Origin of the sequence: Flagellimonas taeanensis, assembly GCF_003584105.1 — a bacterium.
GTDB classification, from domain to species: Bacteria; Bacteroidota; Bacteroidia; order Flavobacteriales; family Flavobacteriaceae; genus Flagellimonas; species Flagellimonas taeanensis.
Map to the genome: position 1 here is coordinate 1 of NZ_QXFO01000015.1, position 23,228 is coordinate 23,228.

The 23,228-nt window shown below is 41.2% G+C and carries 17 protein-coding genes; 11 read left to right on the forward strand and 6 right to left on the reverse strand.

Annotated elements, in window-relative coordinates; all coding sequences use genetic code 11:
- Positions 1-40: 40 nt before the first annotated feature.
- The gene (locus D2V93_RS06630) at positions 41-1,018 is read right to left on the reverse strand and encodes a transposase (protein WP_119618839.1); all 978 of its coding nucleotides are present in this window, start codon (positions 1,016-1,018) and stop codon (positions 41-43) included.
- A 295-nt stretch (positions 1,019-1,313) separates the two neighbouring features.
- Between D2V93_RS06630 and D2V93_RS06635 the strand changes: the two genes are divergently transcribed.
- The 7 genes from D2V93_RS06635 to D2V93_RS06665 all read left to right on the forward strand — a co-directional run bounded on the left by D2V93_RS06635 (position 1,314) and on the right by D2V93_RS06665 (position 10,407).
- Positions 1,314-1,493 (forward strand): hypothetical protein, encoded by a 180-nt coding sequence (locus D2V93_RS06635; protein WP_119618877.1) that lies wholly within the window; start codon positions 1,314-1,316, stop codon positions 1,491-1,493.
- 471 nt (positions 1,494-1,964) lie between these two features.
- Complete coding sequence (locus tag D2V93_RS06640) at positions 1,965-2,552, forward strand: BfmA/BtgA family mobilization protein (protein ID WP_119618878.1); 588 nt, start codon at positions 1,965-1,967, stop codon at positions 2,550-2,552.
- 2 nt (positions 2,553-2,554) lie between these two features.
- Entirely contained in the window at positions 2,555-3,574 is a 1,020-nt protein-coding gene (mobB, locus tag D2V93_RS06645) for a MobB family relaxase (RefSeq protein WP_119618879.1), read from the forward strand.
- An 11-nt stretch (positions 3,575-3,585) separates the two neighbouring features.
- Positions 3,586-5,181: a type IV secretory system conjugative DNA transfer family protein gene (locus D2V93_RS06650; protein ID WP_119618880.1), complete on the forward strand. Its 1,596-nt coding sequence runs from the start codon at positions 3,586-3,588 to the stop codon at positions 5,179-5,181.
- Positions 5,182-5,439: 258 nt separating this feature from the next.
- On the forward strand, positions 5,440-8,868 hold the full coding sequence (locus tag D2V93_RS06655) for a hypothetical protein (protein WP_119618881.1): 3,429 nt from the start codon (positions 5,440-5,442) through the stop codon (positions 8,866-8,868).
- Positions 8,846-9,292 (forward strand): hypothetical protein, encoded by a 447-nt coding sequence (locus tag D2V93_RS06660; protein WP_119618882.1) that lies wholly within the window; start codon positions 8,846-8,848, stop codon positions 9,290-9,292. Before D2V93_RS06655 ends, D2V93_RS06660 begins: the two co-directional genes overlap by 23 nt.
- Positions 9,289-10,407: a response regulator gene (locus D2V93_RS06665; RefSeq protein WP_119618883.1), complete on the forward strand. Its 1,119-nt coding sequence runs from the start codon at positions 9,289-9,291 to the stop codon at positions 10,405-10,407. Before D2V93_RS06660 ends, D2V93_RS06665 begins: the two co-directional genes overlap by 4 nt.
- A gap of 80 nt (positions 10,408-10,487) precedes the next feature.
- Here the strand turns inward: D2V93_RS06665 and D2V93_RS06670 are convergent, their stop codons facing one another.
- A complete protein-coding gene (locus D2V93_RS06670) occupies positions 10,488-10,721 on the reverse strand; it encodes a helix-turn-helix domain-containing protein (protein ID WP_119618884.1) in 234 nt (77 codons plus the stop codon).
- Positions 10,722-11,506: 785 nt separating this feature from the next.
- On the opposite strand from D2V93_RS06670, the gene D2V93_RS06675 reads away from it, so the two are divergent.
- From D2V93_RS06675 to D2V93_RS06685, 3 genes are all read left to right on the forward strand, one after another.
- Positions 11,507-14,476 (forward strand): SusC/RagA family TonB-linked outer membrane protein, encoded by a 2,970-nt coding sequence (locus tag D2V93_RS06675; protein ID WP_245978117.1) that lies wholly within the window; start codon positions 11,507-11,509, stop codon positions 14,474-14,476.
- 108 nt (positions 14,477-14,584) lie between these two features.
- Positions 14,585-15,931, forward strand: a complete 1,347-nt coding sequence (locus D2V93_RS06680; RefSeq protein WP_182849954.1) for a RagB/SusD family nutrient uptake outer membrane protein — start codon at positions 14,585-14,587, stop codon at positions 15,929-15,931.
- A 196-nt stretch (positions 15,932-16,127) separates the two neighbouring features.
- Positions 16,128-18,311 carry a zinc-dependent metalloprotease gene (locus D2V93_RS06685; protein ID WP_182849955.1) on the forward strand — a complete coding sequence of 728 codons (2,184 nt, stop codon included), beginning with the start codon at positions 16,128-16,130 and terminating at the stop codon, positions 18,309-18,311.
- Between the two features lie 120 nt (positions 18,312-18,431).
- Here the strand turns inward: D2V93_RS06685 and D2V93_RS06690 are convergent, their stop codons facing one another.
- From D2V93_RS06690 to D2V93_RS06705, 4 genes are all read right to left on the reverse strand, one after another.
- The gene (locus D2V93_RS06690; protein ID WP_119618888.1) at positions 18,432-18,686 is read right to left on the reverse strand and encodes a DUF6520 family protein; all 255 of its coding nucleotides are present in this window, start codon (positions 18,684-18,686) and stop codon (positions 18,432-18,434) included.
- 52 nt (positions 18,687-18,738) lie between these two features.
- On the reverse strand, positions 18,739-19,191 hold the full coding sequence (locus tag D2V93_RS06695) for a MauE/DoxX family redox-associated membrane protein (protein ID WP_119618889.1): 453 nt from the start codon (positions 19,189-19,191) through the stop codon (positions 18,739-18,741).
- A gap of 96 nt (positions 19,192-19,287) precedes the next feature.
- Entirely contained in the window at positions 19,288-20,214 is a 927-nt protein-coding gene (locus D2V93_RS06700) for a helix-turn-helix domain-containing protein (protein ID WP_119618890.1), read from the reverse strand.
- 18 nt (positions 20,215-20,232) lie between these two features.
- Positions 20,233-20,619 (reverse strand): DUF7793 family protein, encoded by a 387-nt coding sequence (locus D2V93_RS06705; RefSeq protein WP_036379027.1) that lies wholly within the window; start codon positions 20,617-20,619, stop codon positions 20,233-20,235.
- 198 nt (positions 20,620-20,817) lie between these two features.
- On the opposite strand from D2V93_RS06705, the gene D2V93_RS06710 reads away from it, so the two are divergent.
- Complete coding sequence (locus D2V93_RS06710) at positions 20,818-23,223, forward strand: aminotransferase class I/II-fold pyridoxal phosphate-dependent enzyme (protein ID WP_119618891.1); 2,406 nt, start codon at positions 20,818-20,820, stop codon at positions 23,221-23,223.
- Positions 23,224-23,228: the final 5 nt, after the last annotated feature.

Below are 23,228 nucleotides of genomic sequence, written 5' to 3' on the forward strand. Positions count from 1 at the left end.
TTATATACTCTATTAAAAACCAAATAAAATCCTGAGTATTTCAATTCAATTGTCTTGGGTCATTACAAATATGGTTCATATCATATGGTTTTCGACTCTGGATTACACCATAGACAGTTCTGAGCATTTTATTGGATACATTGTTCATTATCAAGAAATAGGGTTTTCCCTCCAGTTTTTTTCGTTCTGCATATAGACTATACTCTTTATTGTGTGTCACGGCTGTCTTGGCGGCAAGGAACAACAGAGATTTCAGCTTTTTGTCGGCCATATGGCTGGTCTTGGACTTCATAGACATTTTCCCGGACGAATTGGGATACGGGCATACCCCGGCAAAGGCAGCAGCCTTTTTGGCTGTATTGATACGTTTGAAATTTTCCGTTTTGATGATCAGATTGTTTGCTATTACCGGACCAATACCTTTGATACTGGTAATAAGCTTGTAGTTATCATTTAAATCGGAATCGTTCTGAACGATTTTTTCAATTTCCTTTTCGATGGCATCAATTTCATTTTCCAGATTGGCTATCGCTCTCTGATAGCCTCTATGGGCCACAATGCTCTGGGAAGGACTGAGCTTTCTTGTTTTCTGTCCCAACAAAAGTGATGTCCTGCTCTTTGACAACTGTTCCCGCAAACTGTAAAGTTCCTTAAGTTCTTTGACCGATTCCGACCTTGGTTCCATAAAGCGTAATTCTTCCACAAACCTCTCACCATATTTCCTGATACGGTATGCGTCTTTTGAATCGCTCTTTCCCCGTTGCAATCCCAAGCTGTGCTTTATGTTGTAGCCAGGGACCAATGCTATTTTAATTTGGAACTGGTAACAGAGATGAACCAACAGGTCACCATAGCTTCCAGTATGTTCAGCTACCAGGATGCAACTATCTTCCACTTGTTTCAAAAAGTTGCAGATACCTTTAAAGTCATTTCTGACAAACCTCTTTTTCTCTTCACCTGCAAGAACATAGCTTACGTCAAATTTATCTTTGGACAGGTCGATTCCATATATTCTCATTAAAAGTCTTTTTGATGTTCCCTTTGAGCGGCTTAAATCGTTAGTGGGTTATGCCCTTAATACTCTCTGGCTTAGGCTCAAATAACTTACCGTACTTAATATAAACATTAGATTCCCTCTATTCCGTTTCTAAAGCTAATGCAGTAAGTGGAACTGTTGATTTAAGGTTAGAACTCTATCTGTTCCAACAATATTATTTCTATCGGCTAAGTAACGATTCCGTTTCCTTTTGAGCTGAAATTTTTGGGAAGTGCGGGGATGCCCTCAAATAATTAATAATCTAAAATCATGTATTATGAAAGCAATTGTAAAAAAGTCATTGGAAATCCCTGCAAAGAAACATCCACAGAAAAGCGTTGTCAAAAAGACAGCGGATGCCACGGTGGACAAAACCTACTCCCTGGTGGTCAATCTCTGGATATTTCGGTATGAGTATTACAGGGAACAGACCAATACTGTTCCATCGGAGGACTGACGGGAACAAGACCCTTGAAAAAGGGTCTTTTTTTTGGCGTTCCCGTGGAACTCCCGACGTTGTGGAAACCCAAAAATGGACGTTTCATATTTACTGCGGGCAAATGATGCCATTTGCCCGCAGAACGCATTTTTGTGCCTGAAGGAATGTGGGTATATTTAAGATGCTACATCGTAGCAAAGTTTGCACGGCAACCCAACTTGATCTGACTTTCCAAAAGTCCGTGCTCCATAGGGTAAAATATGAAAAGGGACGGCTGTCTTTTTAAGATGGTTTGTGCGATGCTTTTTGGGCCTTTGGCGCAAAAAGGAGAAGCAAGAGGATAGCGTGCTGGCGCAGCGCTACCGATCATGGTTGCTCCGTAAGGCCCTGTTTATAGGGGTTTTGGGCATTTTAGAAAACTTGGGGCATTCGGTTTTTGTTGAAAAAATGGGCCGGGCCCAGTAAAACCAAGGAATTTTTGTTGAAAAAATGGATAAGGGTTACGAAAAAGAGACGTTTGCGGGACTGAGGATCAAAATCTCGGTGGCCCTGAAATTTCGGAGCTTTTCCAAACGGCAAGGAAAGTCCCATTCCATGACCTTGTTGGCCATGGTGGAGTTTTTTGAACGCCATGGGATCTCCCCGGAACAACATTTTGGGGAGACCATCGCCAGTATGAAATTGTTCATGAAGCGACGCTTCAATGCCATGGTGGCCATCATGCGCAGCATCGAAAAGGAACAGACCCTGCCCACGGTCAGTATGATGCAGGCCCTCTTTCAGCAGGAACTGGAATCTGGGGAGGGGGACGAATGGGAAGGGGACTTTGAATTTTTTGAAAGGCAGCTGACCGAGATCAACACGCCCACCAATCCTGAGCTGTTGGATAAAGAGACCACCGTTCCCAAGATCGTCCATGAACGGTTGAAGGAACAGGTGGAAGAATTGAAAGCTGATTTTGGGCATGTCCTGGATCATGTGTCCGTGACCAAAAACCGCTTCGGAAAGGACCACCTCAAAGTGGACCTCAAACCCGGAGCCATAGAACAATACCGTACAAAACTCAAAAACCTATAAGCATGTACATCGCCATCACACGACAACACTTGGGAGATAACTATCATGGCAGTGCCAGTGATTTTGTCAAGTATCTGGAAAAGGAGAACGAAGGGAAGGCCCCTGAAGATCAAGAACTGTTCTTCAACCAAACAGAAAACAATATTGATGCCCAGCGGGTCATTGCCGAGATCGATGCCAATACGTCCAAGTTGTCCAAACGGGATCCCAAGTTCTATTCCATCATGGTCAGTCCCTCCCAGGCTGAACTCAACCATATCGGAAATGACCCCGAAAAGCTGAAACAATATACCCGGGAACTGATGAAGACCTACGCGGCCTCCTTTTATAGGGACAAAGAGGTGACGGTCAAGGAGGTATTGTATTTCGCGAAACTGGAAAGGGAGCGGACCTATTCCGAAAAGGACAAAAAGGTCAAGGAGAACCAGGCCTATGCCAGCAAGATTTTGGAACTGCAACACCAGATCAGGGCCATCAAAGAGGGTAGGGAGCAAGGGGACATGGCCAAACTTCAAGAAAAAATCAATGCCTTGGAAATGGAGGCACCCCATAAACAGAACGGGAAACGTATCGTTCCAGGCATGGCCAAGGAAGGCCACCAAAGCCATATCCATATCATCGTCAGCCGAAAGGATGTGACCAACTCCCATAGCCTTTCCCCAGGTTCCAAGTTCCGCACCTCGGAAACCACCCTCAATGGGGAGAAGGTCAAACAGGGCTTTGACCGGGACAAGTTCTATCGGACGGCTGAAAAGACCTTTGACAAACAATTCGGGTACCGCCGGAACTTTGTGGAGACCTACCATGCCCGAAACTTGTTGGATAAAAATCCCAAGCAATTCTTTACGGCTCTTTTGGGATTACCAACAACCGAGAAACAGGCTGCCAAACAATTGTTGTTCAAGGCGGGAATCAAAGTGCCTAGCATCCCCACCAATAAAGCGCAGTTGGCCTATAAAGCGATGATGCAACTTAAAAAAGGTATCGGAAAGGCCATGGAGTCAGGATCCATTGGAATATAAAAAATTTAAATATGGAAAGTTTAGGATGGGTTGAAATAGTATTTGGTATGGTGATCGGGGCAGGAATCTCGGTTGTAGTAAATCGATTTCTCAAATATGGGTTTGTGATATGGGTTTTTGGCATTGTTCTTTTGGCCGTGGCCAATGGTTTACTAAGGGGGTGGGATGGTCTATTAAGAGAATCATTGGTCCTTTGGTTGCCGTTGTTTTTTGTCCATGTGGTAATCTATGGTTTGGTGGACCACTACAAAGACAATCAGAAACCCTCAAAGGTTTTTGAGGTGAAAATGAGGGTAAAGGGGAGGCCTCTGGTTTTAGGAAACATCCGAAGGGGGGTCTCCGTGATGGCTTCTGCAGGAAGCGGTAAGACCGAGAGTGTCATCTATAATTTTTTAAAGCATTTTCAAAAGGAGCATTTCTCCGGGGTCATCCATGATTACAAGGATTTTGAGATCACGGAAATGGCCTATCCTTTATGGAATGGGGAGCAGGTACCCTTTAAGATTGTTTCCTTTGGCCCCATCTATAATCGTGTGAACCCCATCGATCCCAAATATCTGCCCGATGAGGAGAGTGTCCATGAGGTGTCCCGGGTGCTGTTGGAGAACTTGATGGAGCATAGGGACTCCGATGAGAACAGTACTTCCCGTTTTTTTAAGGATGCAGCCGAGGGCTTGATCAGTGGATTGATTTGGAGGTTAAAGACCGATTATCCGCACTATTGTACCCTGCCCCATCTCATGGCCGTTTTTCAGCAATTGGCCACCAAGAGCTTGATCAAATTCTTAAAAGAAAATATAACCTCCCGGGCCATGGCCGATGCCTTTATCAGTGGCATAGGGTCCGAACGACAGACAGCAGGGGTACTCAGTACCTTGGCGAATGGGTTCAAAAAGATCAGTACCCGGAAGATCTTTATGGTGCTTTCTGCTGATGAGATTTCCTTGGATATCAATAATGAAGACCACCCATCCGTCATTGCCTTGGTGAACAATCCACAAAAGGATGCTTCCCTTTCCCCTGTGATCGCCACCATCATCCATACGATTTCCAAGCAGATGAGCCAACGCAACCGGAAACCTTCTTTTATGTTGTTGGAGGAGGCCTCTACCTTACGGCTGTTGAACATGCACAGGATACCGGCTACATTACGGAGCTATGATATCGTAAGTGTCTATGTCCTTCAGGACAAGATCCAAAATGATATGATGTACGGGGAGAAGGCCAGTAAAGCGATACTCTCCAATCTATCGTATCAGTTTTTTGGGAAAGTCAATGACCCGGACACGGCTCGATATTACGAACGCTTCTTTGAGTTGGTCAAGATACCGACCCGGAGTGTGAGCAAAAGTTCGGGGTTGAACCTGGAACGACGGATAACGGAAGGGGAGAAGGAGGTGTCCAAGCGTAGGGCCGAGGTGTTCTTTCGGTTGAAACAAGGGGAGTTTGTGGTATTCGCTGATGGTAAGGATAGAAAGGTACAGTTTCCGAGGCCAGAAATTGAAAGGGGATTGCCCAAGCCTTTGCTGGTTTCAGAATTGGAATTGGAACAACATTATCTGAAAGTGCATCATGAAATAAAAGGAATTTTTCTGTATGTAAAATAAAACTAGTTTTAATACATCACTGACTCCTTTTTTGCAAAGAGGTTCGGCTATCATAACGGGTATGAAAGAAGTTAAGTTTAATGCGTAAAAAATATACTTCCATTCCATTCAGAGGACTTAAATTCATAAGCCAATTATTTTTCTTGGTTACTTCTTGATTTCAAGTAATGAAACAGTGTTATTTTGAAAGGTGTTGAGATAAAATTATGTAGCTTTCCTTATCTTAAACATGCGAATTTATACCCTTAGAATACCATAATGGATTATAGGAAAATTACTCGGAATATAATAAGTAACCCCACCTTAAGTTTGGCACAAAAAGCTGCCCTGATTAAGTTACATGTCCCATCTGGTCATTACAAAGATGCTTTAAGAATTAACCCATTAATAGGTAGATATATACTACAGAATCCTTTTTTTGAATCAATAGAGAGCATCTATATTAAAGATCCATTTAGCTTTTTAAACGATTTGAAGAGCGAGTTTAGATGGATTACTTGGATTATAGATAATTTTTTACAAGAAATAAATGATTTCTTAAAATTAAAATGCCAATTCGATAAAAGCATTTTACTTGAAAACTTTACCAACGCTAAGGAGTTACTTGTTCAAATTGAGACCAAATTTGGTATAAGTCTTTGGAGTATAGAAGCTAGCTTATTGATTAAGGATCATGAAATTGGATCTGAAGCAAATTGGAATGCCCTAAGTGATTATTTGAGGAAAATTAAAAATCCAATATATGAGTTCATAATAAATTCTAGTAGCAAAAGGATTGAGTCGAAAGTTAGTTTCCAAAATTTCATTACACAATTTCAAAATGATATTGATGCGGTAAATACGGAAGGAGCTCTAAGAGATTTTTTGGTTTTTAAAAACTTTAGTTATCCCGATTATGAATATTCGCATCCCAATCTAGAAGGTGTGTTGTATGTTACTAATACTTTATCGATTATCGACCAATATTTGATTGTTATTGATGTAATTGAGCATAACATTTGGAATTCCCCTGCAAACGATTCACTATTTATCCCATTTTTACGGAATGCTAATCAAGTAGTGAAAAATGATCCAAAACTAAGGAATCTATACAATGCAATTAATACTAGGAATGAGTTAGTTATTGGTAATGGATTGGAAATCTATTTGGATTGTATGAATTCATACTATCGAGGAGATTTTGAGAAGGCTTTGGAATTATCAAAAAAAGGGATTAAGGAAAACCCAATAGAGTATGAATTTTTTGAGGTTTATTGCAAATCTCTAATCAATTTGGGCTATGACTTTCAGGCCTTGCCTACAAGCCAAAGTATTAACGAAATATTGCACCAAACTTATGATCTTCTTTCTTTCAATAGCGTAGAGGACAAATGCTTCATTTTTTTGACCAAGGTTTCATTAATTTATATGAACACGACTTTTGGGAAACAGATATTCGCATTGCTATCCGAAATTGAAGGGAGGGTTGATTCAAGAAATTACATCAGAGGTTTCTTGTCATCAAATTATTCCTCATTTCGAAATATGTACATGAGTAATTCAAGGAATTTAGTTTTTAATAATTACTCTGATTTATTAAATTCTCATTGCTTCAAAGTTTACTTGTTTAAAAATGGCCATGACATAGATTTTGAAAATGATGTTTCAATGTCTCCCAAACAAAGATTGTCCTATGAGGCCCTGAGAAATTATGGAAAATCTGATTTCCGACAAGTAATAAACTTGCTAAAATCAAATATTGAATTGGATGATATACCATATTATTTAGAGCGAAAGTATAGTTTATTATATAATTCTTATATCAAGATTGGTGAATATAGGGAAGCATTAATTCTTTTTGGAGTGCTTTTGTTTGATAAAACATTTGTAGGAAGAAAATTTGATAACCATTTATTATTTGAAAGTATAGAGAATTCTAATTCTAAAGAAAGTCTTATATCACTTATCGAGTATCCTATATTGTGCAGTCTGAATTTGAAGGAATACGATTTATTTGAAATATATGATGACTTTTTATTTCAACAAGGAATAAATCATTTAAATGAAATACAAATTTCAGCTTTAATTGAAAAGTTCTCAAAGCAGGAGACCATATTTTTTTTAGAAAATGTAGCGACAATTGACACAATAAAATATTCTTCGGATTATCAATCTATAAGTCAGGTTGAAGAGGATAGAATTATGATTTTGGAGAATTTAAGAAATATAAATCCCAAGGATACTCTTAAGTATGAAAAAGAAATCAACGAGATACTCAGAATTAATTCTGTTCGCAAAGTTCTTCGTGAGGTGGATGAAGGACGTCTGTATATTGATGTGAATAGTCTTAAGAAGAAATTGGTAAAGAAATTCGAAGATCAGTTCAAGAGATTTAAAGAAATAGAACAAAGTGCCTCTTCAAGCACTTTAGTAGGTTTCAATCCTTCAAAAACCAAAAATTGGGAAGCAGTTTTAAAATCATCAGGTAAGGAATATGATAGTTTAGATTCGGCTGAGTACCTGGCCTTTAAAAATATTTATATTGAATCTAGGGAGAATTTTCTTTTTAGCAAAGAGTATGGTTTAGATAGTAGTTTAAGCACAAGAATTAGACATGGGGCGTTAAAAAACCATATAAGAAGCGTTTTTGAAAAATTAGATTTGGTTACATCAAAATCTCAAAATCAATATAAAGAAAATGAGGTTTGGAAGGTTCAATTAGGAAATAACTTTCTACTAAACCATAGGGTGCAGGAAATTTTACAGAATTTATCTAAGGAGGTAGATGATTACATTGAATTTATTATTGATAAATTAATTCAAATCCAAACAGAGAAAACTAAAGATAGGGATGACGGTATTTTTAAATTTATGACTGATGACTATACGCTATTCGAGTTTTTTGCAGGTAATAGAAAGTATTTTGATTCAACTGAAACTGTAGTTGAATTAATTTTAGACTCTTTAGTAAGGCATACTTTAATACCCCTACAAACTACAATCATAGCGGCCTTGTCTGGACCTATTTATAATACGTTTCAAGAAATAATTGATATAACAATAAAGGAACTAAGGAATTTAGATTTACCAAGTAGTTGTCAATTAATTCCAAATCTTATTAAATCAGGAACCGAAATTCAAAAGGAACTTGATGTAATTTCTGATTGGTTTTACTTAAATACAACAAACTCAAAATCTCTTCTAAGTATTGAGACTGTGTTGGATGCTAGTGTTGAGTTAACAAATAAAATTCACCCAAATTTTCAAATTAATCCAGTTATTGACTTAAAATGTAGTCCATTTGGGGTTTACAGTAATTTAATTTTTGTATTTAACATATTATTCAATAATATAATAGAACATTCTAAACTCCCACCTGAAAACATGAAAATAAATGTCAAAATTGGTATGATAGAGAATAAATATTTTGAGATAATATTTACGAATAGCGTCAATAAAGATTTCGACTTTTCAGAAAATGTTGAGAAATTAGAAAAGGTTAAGGGTAATTGGAATGACCATACAAATATTGATAAATCCAATAAAGAGGGTGAAAGTGGGTTTGACAAGATTAAGAGGATATTACTCTATGAGGCATATTCAAAAACAGAAAGATTTGATTTTCTATTAAAAAATGATAAAATCTCAATCAAATTATTTTTTCCATATAATAAAATGTCTGGATATGAAGAATATTCTAATAATTGAGGATGATAAAACTAAGATTGAAAAGCTAGTGAACTTTTTCGATGGAATTAATTTGACAATTGAAGAATCATTTCAAGGTGGAGTATTTGAACTAAAAAATAATTTTCAAAATTATGAATTATTGATTCTTGATATGACAATACCAATGTGGAAAAAGGGAAACAACGATTTAGGGGGCAATTACGAACAATTTGGTGGAGAGAAAATTTTACGTGAAATGAAAAGGAAATCTCTTTTTATTCCGACTGTCTTGTTCACAATGTTTGATTTCTTTCCAACTAAAAAAGGAAACATTACATTCAATGAGTTGAATAAAAAATTCAATTTGGACTATTCAGAATTTTACTTAGGAGCAGTTTTCTATAGTACAAATGAAGATTCATGGGAAAGAGAACTTTCAATTTTAATTGAGAAATCAAAATGAATCATATTAGTGTGCTAATTGTTGATGATGATCTAAATAAAATCAGTTCAGTTATCGCTTCAATACGCGAATCTAACCAAGAAATCATATCATATACCCAAGCATCAAGTGTACAAGAAGCAATTGAGACTCTACAAAAAAAAGAGTTTCATTTACTAATTTCTGATTTGAAATTGCCATTAAAACCGGATGATGTTATACCAAGCGATGAGGGAGGGCAAGCTTTAGTTAGAAGTTTATACAGGAAAAAGACAAGGGCAAATGTACCTATGTATATTGTTGGATTGACCCAATTTAAAAATCTTCAGATTGATTTTAAAGGTGTATGGAAAGTTTGGTATTTTGATAAGAGTCTTAATGATTGGAGAGATTGTTTAAGAGATTTGATTTTTCATATAAGTCTGGTAAAATCAAGAATATCGGTTGAGAAAATTGAAACACTTTTTGTGGAGGGTATTTCAGATCAAAGGATAATCGCTACAGGACTAAAGAAGTATTATCCAACATATGAAAAGCTTATTTATGTTGATTCTATGGACTCAGGAGGAGGAGCTAGTTGGGTAGAACGACAATTATTAATTTGGGCAAAATCATTAAACAAAAAAAATGGTTCTGAGGACTATTTAAAAGCCATAGGGTTGTTCGATGATGATAGAGATGGAAAAGCATCGATTAATAACTTAAGACAACTTGTAGACGTTAATTCAGCAGAAGGAAAAACCTTTTCAATTAAAAAAAGTTGTTACAAATACTCACCTATACTTAAATCAATTAAATCAAAAGGAATTTGTTTTCCAAGTTCAATTGAAGATTTGTTGGCTGAGGAATTTTGGGAAATAGCGAAACTTAACGGTTGGTTAGTTCCTAGATTACCAGAATTTTACGAAATAGATAAAAAGGTCTTAAGCTATTCAAATGAAGAGATATCTAAAACTGTACTATTGAAAAATGGTTTCAACGAGACTGAAGTGGATACAATTCTATTCAAGATTGGAAATAAGTTTAAAAAAGATTTTTCACAATTAGTGATCAAAAATTCAAATAAAGACTTGTTTCCATTAAAATTTCTGGTTGAAGATATTTTGATTACATTAAAATTATTGCCATTAGGATAACTCTGGGCCAACTTTTTTCTAGTTGGAATAATTTCAATTGGGGCATTAAGTTGAAAAGTATAATTTTCGACTTAAAATTTCTAGAGACCAGCTAGTTTAAAAAATTCACTAAGCTTTAAACCTTTTGCTTCACAGATTCTGTTTAAAGTTTCCACAGGGATTCTATATTCTTTTCTACCTTTTATTTTTCTAACTGTACTTTCATCAATATTGTATTTAATGGCAAAGGAACTCTGAGACTTGCCCTCCTTTAACCAAGGAAGTAGCCATTCCCTAGTTATGAACCTGCATATTTCAATATTAATGTTAGACATCTAGACAAAGGAAAATGATGGGAAATAGAATATCTCGGTCGTTCGACCGTATTTTTAAAAATTTTACTATATTTAGCCCAATAACATAAATTTGCGATTCTTCGTTTAGAACATATTTGAAGCTATCGCTTAGAATCTCTCGCTAGAAAACTGGTAACTTTTTGCAGAAGGGATGATAAGTAGATTTGCTCACGACCCGGGCGTGAGCTCACTTGTCTCTGCAAGGTATACCAGTACCACTAGCGGGTAAGTTGAGTTTTCACGCCCAACTTTTTCTTAGCGTTTGATTTCTTTTATTTTTCGGAGTGTCGCCTAACCCTCTAGGTTATGGGAAACACTTGGCAACTTTTTTATGTGGGGTTCACTCTGTGTGATTGTCCTGTTTTTGGTACATCACATTCGGTGTTCGATATCCTATTTAAAAAGAAGCCAAAGAATCCCGTATAATCCCAAGGCTAGCGTTGTGGGATACCCGTTACACTAATTTTTCGGTTCACGATATCCTTTAGTCCCACAACTAACGACTACACTTTTTGGGTGACCGACCCAACACGAAATCATGGTCTTTTTTTGATTAAGGAATCCATTTCCACGGGCTTTTGCCCCTTGGACAGGACGGCCTTTGTCCGAACCTTGATGCCCTTCTGGAAGTTACGGCTTTTCCGTGGCTTTTTGGGTAGTGTGTTGAATAACTAACAAAGAAATCAAACGAACTCATTTTTATGAAACAATCAATATCATGCATGTGCAGGGGGACCCTGTTCATGCTCCTATATGTCTTTTTAATGCCATTCTTTTTAATTAATGTGCAGGCGGGCACAGTCCTGGAACCACCACAAGCTACTGTTTCCGGCACCGTGACCGATACTTCGGGGAATCCCCTGGCCGGGGTGAACCTTGTGGTGGAATCCAAGAATATTGGAACTATCTCAGATTTTGATGGTTCCTTTTCTATTAATGCAGGCCCTACCGATGTGCTGATCTTTTCCATGGTGGGCTTTAAATCCCTTACAGTTCCCATTGTGGGTCGAGAAGAAGTTATCGTTCAATTGGAAGAGGATGTAACCGTTTTAGGGGAAGTGGTACTCAATGCGGGCTATTATAGTGTTTCTGAAAAGGAACGCACTGGGAACATTGCCACCATCAAAGCGGATATCATTGAAAAACAACCTGTGGCCAATCCTTTGGCCGCCATGCAGGGACACATGTCAGGAGTCAATATTGTCCAGGATACCGGGGTGCCAGGTGGAGGATTCTCCATTGAGGTCCGCGGCAGGAACTTCATCAATGGGGTATCCGATCCGCTGTTCATTGTGGATGGAGTACCCTTCGGTTCCCAATCCATGGGTGTGGCCCGATTGTCCAATCAGATTGTCGGGGGTAACATCAGCCCTCTGAATGCCATCAACCCCAATGACATTGAGAGCATCGAGGTCCTCAAGGATGCCGATGCCACGGCCATTTATGGTTCACGAGGGGCGAATGGCGTTGTCCTAATTACCACAAAAAAAGGAAAGGCAGGCAAGACCCGTTTTGATGCCCAATTGAGCACTTCCCTTGGGCAAGTATCCCATTTCTTGGACCTAATGAATACCGAACAGTACCTGCAAGTCAGAAGGGAGGGAATCTCCAATGACGGATATGACAGTTTTTTGGAGAACCCCGCATTTAGCTTCTATTGGCCAGATCTTACCTTATGGGACCAAGATCGCTATACGGATTGGCAAAAGGAACTGATCGGGGGAACAGCATATCGCAATAATGCCCAACTTTCCATTTCCGGGGGCAGTGACCGCACCCAGTTCTTGGTCAGTGGTGGTTATCAAAAGGAGACCACTGTTTTTCCTGGGGATTTTAGGTACAAAAAGGCAAATTTGAACAGTACTGTAAACCACCGTTCCAAGGATGGCCGCTTTGGGATCAGTCTCTCCACTTCCTATACCCATGAAGACAATAAGTTGCCCACAGAGGACTTTACCGCCAATGCCTATTCGTTGGAACCCAATGCACCCGAAATTTATGACGAGGATGGAAATCTCAATTGGGAAAATAACACTTGGGACAACCCTCTGGCCGGTTTGGAAGAGGAATATGCCGCTGTTTCAAAAACCCTTATTTCAAATGCGGTGGTCTCCTATAAGATCATGGACCATTTGGAATTGAAATCCAGCCTGGGTTTTACCAGCTACCAATTGGACACCCATAGGGCCATGCCCAGTTCAGCAACAAACCCTTTGTATGGCCTTACCCCCCAAAACTACTCTTACCTCATGACCAATGCATCCCAACGGGAGTCCTGGATCATAGAACCCCAACTGAACTGGAAAAGGGAATGGGACAACTTCTCCGTGGACATCCTCATGGGCACCACCTTCCAACAGGAGACCACGGAACAGTTGGTACTGCGAGGGCGCGGTTTCCCCAATAATGGATTGCTCTATAACCTGGGTGCAGCACAAAACATTGACATCCTTTCCAATGCAGATGGGGAATACCGCTACAATGCGGTATTCGGAAGAGTCAATCTTAAATTCTTGGATCGATATATCCTCAACCTGACAGGGAGAAGGGACGGCTCCTCCCGATTCGGTCCTGGCAAACAGTTCGGAAACTTTGGTGCCATAGGAGTGGCATGGCTCTTTTCCGGAGAAGGCTTTATTGGGACAAACTCCTTATTGAGCCATGGTAAATTAAGGGGAAGTTACGGGACCACAGGAAGTGACAATATTGGGGACTACCGATACTTGGATACCTATACCGTCACTGGTAACGACTATGATGGGACTACTATCCTGGAACCTACAGGGCTATTCAACCCAGAATTTGGATGGGAGGAGAACCGAAAGTTGGAAATGGCCCTGGAACTTGGATTCTTCAAAGATCGATTGTTGCTCAATTCCTCATGGTACCGAAATCGTTCCTCCAATCAATTGGTCGGTATTCCCTTGGCGGCCACAACGGGATTTTCTGAACTTACGGGGAATTTTGATGCCCTTGTGGAAAACTCCGGATTTGAGTTCGATTTGAGAAGTGTCAACTTCCAGTCCAATACATTCACTTGGTCCACTACCGTCAATCTGACCATACCCAAAAATAAATTAGTAGAATTTGATGGTTTGGATAACTCCACCTTTGCCAATCGTTATGTCATTGGTCAACCCTTGTCCATTGTGAAATTGTACCACGCCCTAGGGGTAGATCCAGAAACAGGCCAGTACCGATTCGAGGATTTTAACGGTGACGATGAAATCGGTAGCCCCGAAGATCGTCAATGGATCGAGGATTTGGCCCCCAAGTTTTATGGTGGCTTGGGGAATTCAATCCGTTTCGGCAACCTTACCCTTGATGCCTTTTTCCAGTTCAAAAAGCAAAAGGCCTACAATACCGTACGGTTCGATGCGACACCAGGATATAAGGGAAACTACCATGTAGACCTTTTGGACCGATGGATGGAACCGGGTGATACAAATCCCTATCAAAGGCCATCTGCTGGATTTGGTGGAGGGACCAACTTAGGGGCATTTCAACAGGAGAGCAATGCAGCGGTTTCCGATGCATCCTTTATCCGATTGCGCAACATTTCCTTGGGGTATGAACTGCCCACAAATGAGCAGGGCCCTGATATTAATATCTATGTCCAAGGACAGAACCTTTGGACATGGACCGAATACAAGGGTCCCGATCCTGAGGAACCTTCGAGTACTCGACTTCCCCCTTTGCGACAGATTACCCTTGGACTTCAACTCAGTTTTTAACCTAAAGAGACAACTATGAAACAATATATAAATTCTACTTCTCGACAATTGACACTTTGGTTTGATAAGCTAGGACCTTATCAGGTAAATGTAAAAAGGACCTTAGTATTGCTTACAGTCATACTCCCCTTGGGCTGCACGGATTTTGTAGAGGTGGATCCCCCAAAGAATACCTTGGTATTGGAGACCGTCTTTGATGACCCCGCCACCGTAGAATCTGCATTGGCCAATCTCTACTATGATATGCGTGAGCAGGGAATGGTGTCGGGATATAGGGGCTTGACCCCCATGATGGCTATCTACAGTGATGAATTGGACTATTATGGTTTTGACGCCGACCTGACCCAATTGTACCGACATGATGTTCTCCCTGGAAACAGCATCACCACGGGATGGTGGGGCCAAGCCTACCATTTGATCTATGGTGCCAATGATATTTTACAGGGTGTGGAGGGTTCCAATTCGCTTACAGAGGGCGAAAAGAAAAGGTTCAAGGGCCAGGCCTTGTTCATAAGGGCCTATATGCACAGCCTGTTGGTATCTGTTTTTGGGGATGTGCCCTATATCACCACAACGGATTATCAGCAGAACAATAAAGTATCCCGAACTGTCTCAGCAAATGTCTATGCCAATAGTATAGCGGACCTTACACAAGCCGTGGAGATTATGGAAAATCTAGAACCCTTTTCAAGTGAAAAGGTATTGGCTGACCAATATGCAACCAAAGCACTATTGTCCCGGATGTACCCATATATCGAAAACTGGGAACTTGCAGAAGCCGTATCCTCTGAATTGATCCAAGCCTTTTCGTTGGAAGATGAACTCGATCAAGTCTTTCTAAAGGGCTCTGAAGAAACAATTTGGCAGCTTAAAGCCGATGAGGAGTCCCCCTTGAATACAAGGGAAGCCGAACAATTGATCATTCAGGATGTTCCCGGTCAGAGATTCGCCCTGACAGATAATCTGTTGGAAGCCTTCGAAGCTGGTGACCTAAGAAAGGAATATTGGGTGGCCAGTATGTCGGATGCGGATAATACGGTCACTTTATTCTACCCCTATAAATACAAGGCAGGACTCAATGAAACGGAATCTCTGGAGTATTCCATTCTTTTTCGGTTAGCCGAACAGTATTTGATCAGGGCGGAGGCTAGGGCTCATTTGGGAAATCTTGAAGGGGCAAAAGCGGATCTCAATGTCATTCGGAACCGTGCAGGATTGCCGAATACAGGTGCCACCTCCTCAAACGAACTATTGGACGCCATTGGCAACGAACGTCGTGTGGAATTGTTCACCGAACAGGGTCTGCGATGGTTTGACCTGAAGCGCACGGGAAGGGCAGATGAAATAATAGGTAACCTTAAACCCAATTGGAAGAGTACCGATGTACTGCTTCCCATTCCAGTAACCGAACTCGAAGCCAACCCTAATTTATTGCCTCAGAATGATGGATACTAAAAAAGTTCATTGTGCAGATGGTCACCATGAACACCATCTACAAAGGAAAGACACACACTATTTAACCTTAGGGATGAAGCATTTCTTCGTTTTTGTTGTTTTAATGGCACTTCCCAGGATGCTTTCCGCCAATGAACACAACCAAAGGTCAGTGTATGGAAAGGGTTTGTCTATCGAAGAACGTAAGAGCCCATTTTTGACCACCAGAATTGAAGACGACCAAATCCTTTTGACTATACCTGAGGAAATTTTGGAAAAACCTATGATGTTCGTGCGACATGACCATGGAAATCAACCCAAGTTCATGCAGGTGGTCTGGTCTATGGAAAGGGACAAGATTTTGCTCAAGGTTCCAAGCCTCTGGTCAACTTCGGGCATTACCTTACCCATAAAACCAAGGTTGGATGTAACGGACAATATACTCGCTGTTTTTCCTTTAGTGCATACCAATAGAGCACAAGCCTCATATACCATAAACATCACAAAGCTCGTCATGACACAAATGATTGAATGGGAGCCGGGTTTTACAGAAACTATTGTTCCCGAAATTTCATTGCTCATGGAATCCAAAGACTTTGATGATGAAGTCATCATCAAGGTCCGAAGGGGTTTGGTTTTGGAACGATCCAAAATATCCATACCAGTTTACTTTGGGATCAGTGGCCTGCCGGAACCCATGAAGGCCAGACGGTTCGATTACCGTATGGGGTTTTATGATGAAGAAAGTACTGGAATTCATTTTCATTTACGTAATAGTCTGGCCAATATATCAAGATGGCGCTTGGAAAAGAAGCATAAAGATCAAAAGGTTAGTGTTCCAATTAAACCCATCACCTTTTTAATTTCCCCCGAAGTTCCCAAAAAGTGGAGGCCGTACATCAAGGCGGGTATCGAGGAATGGTTGCCTGCATTTGAATCTGCGGGATTCAAGAATGCCCTTATCGTCAAAGAAGTGGACAGTCTGGATGAGTGGCAGGCCCATAGCATTCATTCCAATGTGGTCCAATGGTCACAAAAGAAGTACCTACGTGGCTCTGAATATGAGGATTATGGTGGGACTGTGGCCAAAATCATTGATTATCGAACTGGGGAGGTCTTACGCGGGGATATCCTCATGGGTGCATCTGAACGGTCGGTGATGGAGCAGTACTTTGTCCGGGCCGCCCCCTTGGACAAAAGAGCGCAGCAGTTTCCGTTTCCGGATTCCCTGACCGGAAGGTTGTTCCAAGTCATAGCTGCCCATGAGACAGGCCATATTTTCGGGCTAAAAGATGGCAACTATGGAGAGTACACCTATCCATGGGACATAATGAACGATAGTACTTGGTTACGGAACATGGGACATACGCCCAGTGTCATGAACTATACCAGGGCCAATAATATTGCACAACCAAAAGACAGCATCCCACCTTCCCTATTATTGCGACGTGTTGGCCCAACCGATAGGTACAATATCCAATGGGCCTATGCCGAGTTCCCAGAGGGCATTTCAATGGAGCAGGAACAAAGAGCCCTGGAACAAATAATCGGATGGCAGGATACAGTACCTTGGTATAGGTTTGTCAACCCGACATTTGAAGTCCTCGGACCGGCAGCTTCCAACGAGGTTGTCGAGACCAATGATCCCGTTCGAAGCACAACTTTGGCCTTAAAAAATCTAGAGCGGGTCATCGCACTTTTACCCAAAGTGACCAAGGATCAAAAGGATAATGCGAGATTGGATAGGCTTTATGAAAAAACGGTCACCTTATGGAATGACCATATGAAGCATGTAATGACCTTGATCGGGGGCTACGATGTCCAATACAAATCCATTGGACATGATAAAAACAGATATACCCCCATCCCATGGGAAAAGCAAATGGAGGCCCTGGAATTTTTGTTGGCCAATGCCTTTGACCCTCCTGAATGGCTGACCAATCCGGATTTTTATAAAGGGGCAAGATATTCCACTTACACGGATAGGGTAATGGATTATCAATCTGGTCTTGCCTTGGAATTACTTATGGCTCCCCGCTTGAATCGATTGGAATATCTGGAAGACTTTCTTGGGCAAGAGAATTTGATTAAAACATATCTGTCCACCCTGAGATATGGTCTCTTCAGTGAACTCTATCAAGGTTCAGAAAAGGCGGATAGCAGGAGACTGAACCTCCAATCCATTTATATTAAACAGTTGATCCGGGCTATTGGACAAGAGAGAACAGGCTATGGTTTAGAAGAGCGGTTTTATGCCTATTCAGATCACATGAAAGCCCTTATTCTGGAAGAATTGATGGTATTGAAAAAAGATATGCAAAAGGGCATGAAAAGGAAAGGGGAAGATACTATGAGATGGCATTGGGATTTGTGTATTAAGAAAATCAATGGGGCATTGTAAGGGGTATTACCCATTACCCCCATTGGTGTTTCGGTCCATGTTTAGGGATCAAATTTGAATTAGTGAGAAAAGGTGCCTGATCAGGCACCTTTTCATTTCACGACATTTGGTCATTGGAACTCATTCCTTACGCAATTGAATGCTGCCAAAATCATCGTCAGAATACAGCTGCAAATTCATGGGCCCATAGGTACATGCTTCGCCCCCATTATCGCCACAGCCTTCCTCAGCTGTAGTGGTTTTCCATTCTTCGTCTACAGGGTCAAAGTAATAGGCGTCCTGAAACACAGGCTTATCCTCCGTGGCAAATGCCAGGCCAACCGCCAACAAAATGGCGAAGGCCGGTAAAACAAGTTTTAAAAAATTAGATTTCATAATACTAAGTATAAACGTTAATGCCTACTCTTTTCTAGGTTTTCGGCTTCCCCTACTGTACAGTATTTTGATTTATTTGGATGTTGTTTTGTTTCTTTGACCAAAGGATTCCCAATAGGGAAAGCACCATAAAGGAGATATTCAAAATTACATGGTCCTTCCACCCCAAGGCTGAAATGACCCCTCCACAAGAGCATGGAATGGAATTACTGTACCTAAGGATTATAATGATATAAGTGGTGAATGAACCCAATAAGACCAAGCTGGCATACAGGGCAAGTGTGCGGTATCTTGCGAACCACAATAGGCCTGCGATCACCAGCTCCACAAAGGGCACGGCCCATGAGATCACTGTGGCATAGGATGCAATGTAGGGCATACGCTCCACCCTCAATTGAAAGGTATCCAAATGCATCAATTTGCTGACCGCAGTATAAACGAACAGTAGGGTCAACAAAAGGCTGAACAGGGTAATAAGTTTGGAGTAGATTCCTTTGTGAGACATATCCTTTGATTTGATATGACAAAGTTCGGGAGTCTGATGTATCCCTAAGGGAGTATTTGTTATCTGAAACGGAGTAAATGCATGATATTAAGGATTTTATGACCTTAAATCAGTAGGGGATAGTCCATATTTGTCCTTGAATGCCCTTGAGAAATGGGTCTTGCTCTTAAAGCCGGTCATTTGGATGATTTGCTTTATCGTCAGGGTGCTGTGCTGGATCAGGGTCCTTGCCATTCGAAGACGTTCCCTGATCAGAAATCTAAAAATGGTCATACCATAGATCTGTTTGAAGCCATATTTCAGTTTGTACTCGTTGGTGCCCTTCTGACGGGCAAGATCCTGCAAGGTGGGAAGATCCTTGTCCAGATTGTTGATGATCATATCATGGACGTCCCTGATGATTTGGATATCCTCTGGCGTCAATGTGACCTTATGCTCCTTGATGCCCTTGGTCACTTTGAGTTTATTTTTGGGCAGCCCTGTTTCAAAAGGTTCCCCCTTGGAAAAGAATACGGAGTTCAACAGGGTTTTTTGACCGCTCCCATCCAAGGCCTGGTACACCGATATTTGGCAATCCTTGGCCAGCAAAAGACCATCGTTGGTAATGAATTCCAGGAACAATACCGTTTCAGACCGCTCCCGTTTCAAATGTTTTGACATCTTCTTGTTCCATCTTTCACGGGACCTTTCCGTCATGAATTCAGAGATATGTTTTCCGAAAAGATCCTTAGGGGGATAGGACAATAGGGAGCAGGTGCCATTGGTGAGCAATTCAATGTGACCATTCCCATCTAAGATCATGGATAGTTGGATGACACATTGTGGGGTGTTGTGTGCGTTTGCAAAACCCTGATGGATAAAGGCCGCCCCTATTTCCTCATTGACCATGTTCAACATGACCACCAAAGAAGCAATATTGTCATTTTTATCGGAAGGCTCAATGGAATAGAAGAAATTGCCCTTGGCCATTTCCAAGAGCATCTTTTGTATCCGTTTTACCCTAAAGTCATCGCTGTTCGGCATATCCTTTCATTAAATTGGTTAGTTTTCATCGGTTTCCTTAATGCCCAAATAGGCCAAGGCCTCCGCTTTTCTGGTAAAGGATCGTGTAGGCACTTTCTGGGAATGGGTGTCCAGATAAATGGAGCTGATCATATCCGTAACCGGTGGATCGATCAAAAAGGCCAGTTTCTCGATCCAAAGGGAACCTTCCAAAGCCAAATAGTCCCTTGCGGCCTTATCGATATTTCTGACTTCCCGTATATCGCATAGCACCGGCATCGATTTACCTTCTTGTAATTCCATCCGATCCTTGACTATGAGTTGTGCCGCCTTACGGTTGATACACGGCACTTTCTTGTAGATAATATGTAAAAGATCATCAGTCAACAGATATATGGCATAGCTGTTTTCATGTGTTTTTTTCATCTCCGGAAAACTGGTTAGCGCAATCAATTTACAAAATTACTGCAATTGATTTTTTTACAGGAGAGCTATTGACGTTAATAAAAGGATTTTGGTTATCTGAAAAGGAGTATTTGTTATCTGAAAGGGATTAAATAGAATAAGTATGATTTATCAACTTACAAAATCCGTTTCTTTTTATCACAAATAATATCAAATAAAATGGCCAAGATCAAACACCACAATTTTTTGAACACTGTACATGAGGTATTCACTGATGCAAAACAAGCTGGGGTATTGCACCTTTATGCCGGCGGAAAGTCTTTTTCGGGAAGGACGATAGAAGTTGGCGGAAGGGAACTGTACCATTTTGGGACCACGGGTTATTTAGGGTTGGAACTGGATCCCAGATTGAAAAAGGCCGCCAAGGAGGCCATTGATAGCTATGGGACGCAATTTCCCTTATCCAAATCCTATATCTCCAATCCGTTATATGAGAAATTGGAAAACTCGATTTCCGAAATGTATGGCTATCCCATTGTCATTACCAAAAACAGTACCCTTGGGCACTTAGGTGTCATTCCAAGTGCCGTGGATGATGACGACGTAATCATTCTGGACCACCAGGTCCATTGGAGTGTACAGAATGCGGCCAAAATGCTAAAGACCCGGAGTGTTCCCATCGAAATGATCCGGCATAACCATTTGGAAATGTTGGAGGACAAGATCAAAAAGTACCAACATTCCAAAGGCAGGATTTGGTATATGGCCGATGGCATTTATTCCATGTACGGGGATTATGCCCCGGTTAAGGAACTGATGGGGTTGGCAAAGAAATATTCCCAATTGCATTTTTATTTCGATGATGTTCATGGCATGAGTTGGGTGGGAAGGAATGGTACCGGATATGTGTTGGACCAATTGGGGGAATTGCCCGAAAATGTATTGCTGTTCGGTACCTTGAGCAAAACCTTTGGTGCAAGCGGGGCTGTTCTGGCCTGTTCCAATGCTTCGATGTACGATAAGATCAAGACCTTTGGTGGACCCTTGACCTTCTCCGCCCAATTGGAACCTGCTTCGGTAGCTGCCGCCATGGCCTCGGCACAAATCCATCTATCCCCAGAGATTTATCGGTTACAACAAGAATTGAGGGAACGTATCGATTATTTCAATGATTGCCTTTCGATAACGGAACTTCCCCTGATCAATCGGAATGAATCCCCGGTGTTCTATATCGGGACCGGTATGCCCAAAACCGGGTACAATTTTGTGAACCGTTTGATGGGGGAGGGCTTCTTTGTCAATCTCGGAATCTTTCCTGCGGTGCCTGTAAAGAATACAGGTGTAAGGATTACGATTTCTAGGCATAACCAAAAAGAGGAAATCAAAGCATTGGTGGACGCCATGGAATATCATTTTCCAAAGGCATTGGAAGATACCCAGACAGATGCCCAAAGGGTATTCCACGCCTTTAAAATGGAACCAAGGACCCTAAGTGGACCGAAAGTATCCTCTGAACTTACCGTTGAAGTATTCGATACCATTGATCAAGTTGAAAAGGAAGAATGGAACCAAAGTTTAGGTGGGCAGGGGGTTTACGATTGGGAGGGGCTGAAGTTTTTGGAAGAGGTATTCCAGGGTAACCCAAGAAAGGAACATAATTGGTTGTTTCGATATGTGGTCATCAAGGATGCTGATGGGGTACCAGTATTGATGACCTTTGTGACGCTTTCCCTTTGGAAGGATGATATGTTGGCACAAGCACAAATTTCTGCTGCCATTGAGGAGGAAAGGAAAACAAATCCCTACCATTTGTCATCCATGGTCCTGTCCCTCGGTTGTCTGTTCACTGAAGGTGATCACCTGTATTGGAATGCATCACATAGGTTGGGCAAGGAGGCCAGGGACAAGCTATTGGCAACCATGGAAAAACTGGAACAGCAGTTTGGAGCCAAAATGACCGTGTTACGTGACTTTGGTGAAGATACTTCATGGAACGAACCGCTTTACGGGCAGGGATTTTTAAGGGTGCAAATGCCCAACTCCTGTTATGTTGTCCTGGACGAGGTGGATTCCATGGAAGATTATTTGCAAAGATTGTCCTCCAGAAACAGAAGACATTTTCGAAAGGATGTCCAACCCTATCTCGATAGGGCAAAGACAGTTGTTCTCCCATCCATGTCAACAAATCAAATTGAACAGGTCAAATCCTTGTTCGGGGAAGTACAGTCCAGAAATTTGGGGCTCAATACCTTTTCCTTTCCGGACTCCCTGTTTGAAAAGATGAACGAAAACCATTTGTGGGAGTTTATTGTCCTTTGTTCATTATACCAACCTGAAAAGATAGTGGGTGTAATGTTCTGCTATACCAACTTGAAGCAAGTCTATGTGCCGGCCTTTGTGGGTATGGATTATGACGGTCTGGAAGAGTTTGCCATTTATCGCCAGTTGCTCTACCGGACCATTGAACGGGCCATTGGATTGGGCATTCCCAAAATCGATTTTGGGTTGACCGCTGCCTTTGAGAAACGGAAACTCGGTGCAACGGTAGAGAAAAAATATGCCTATCTCCAGACCAATGACAATTTCATCCTGGAATTGCTCGGAATCATGGAAGGCCAGCATTAATGGAA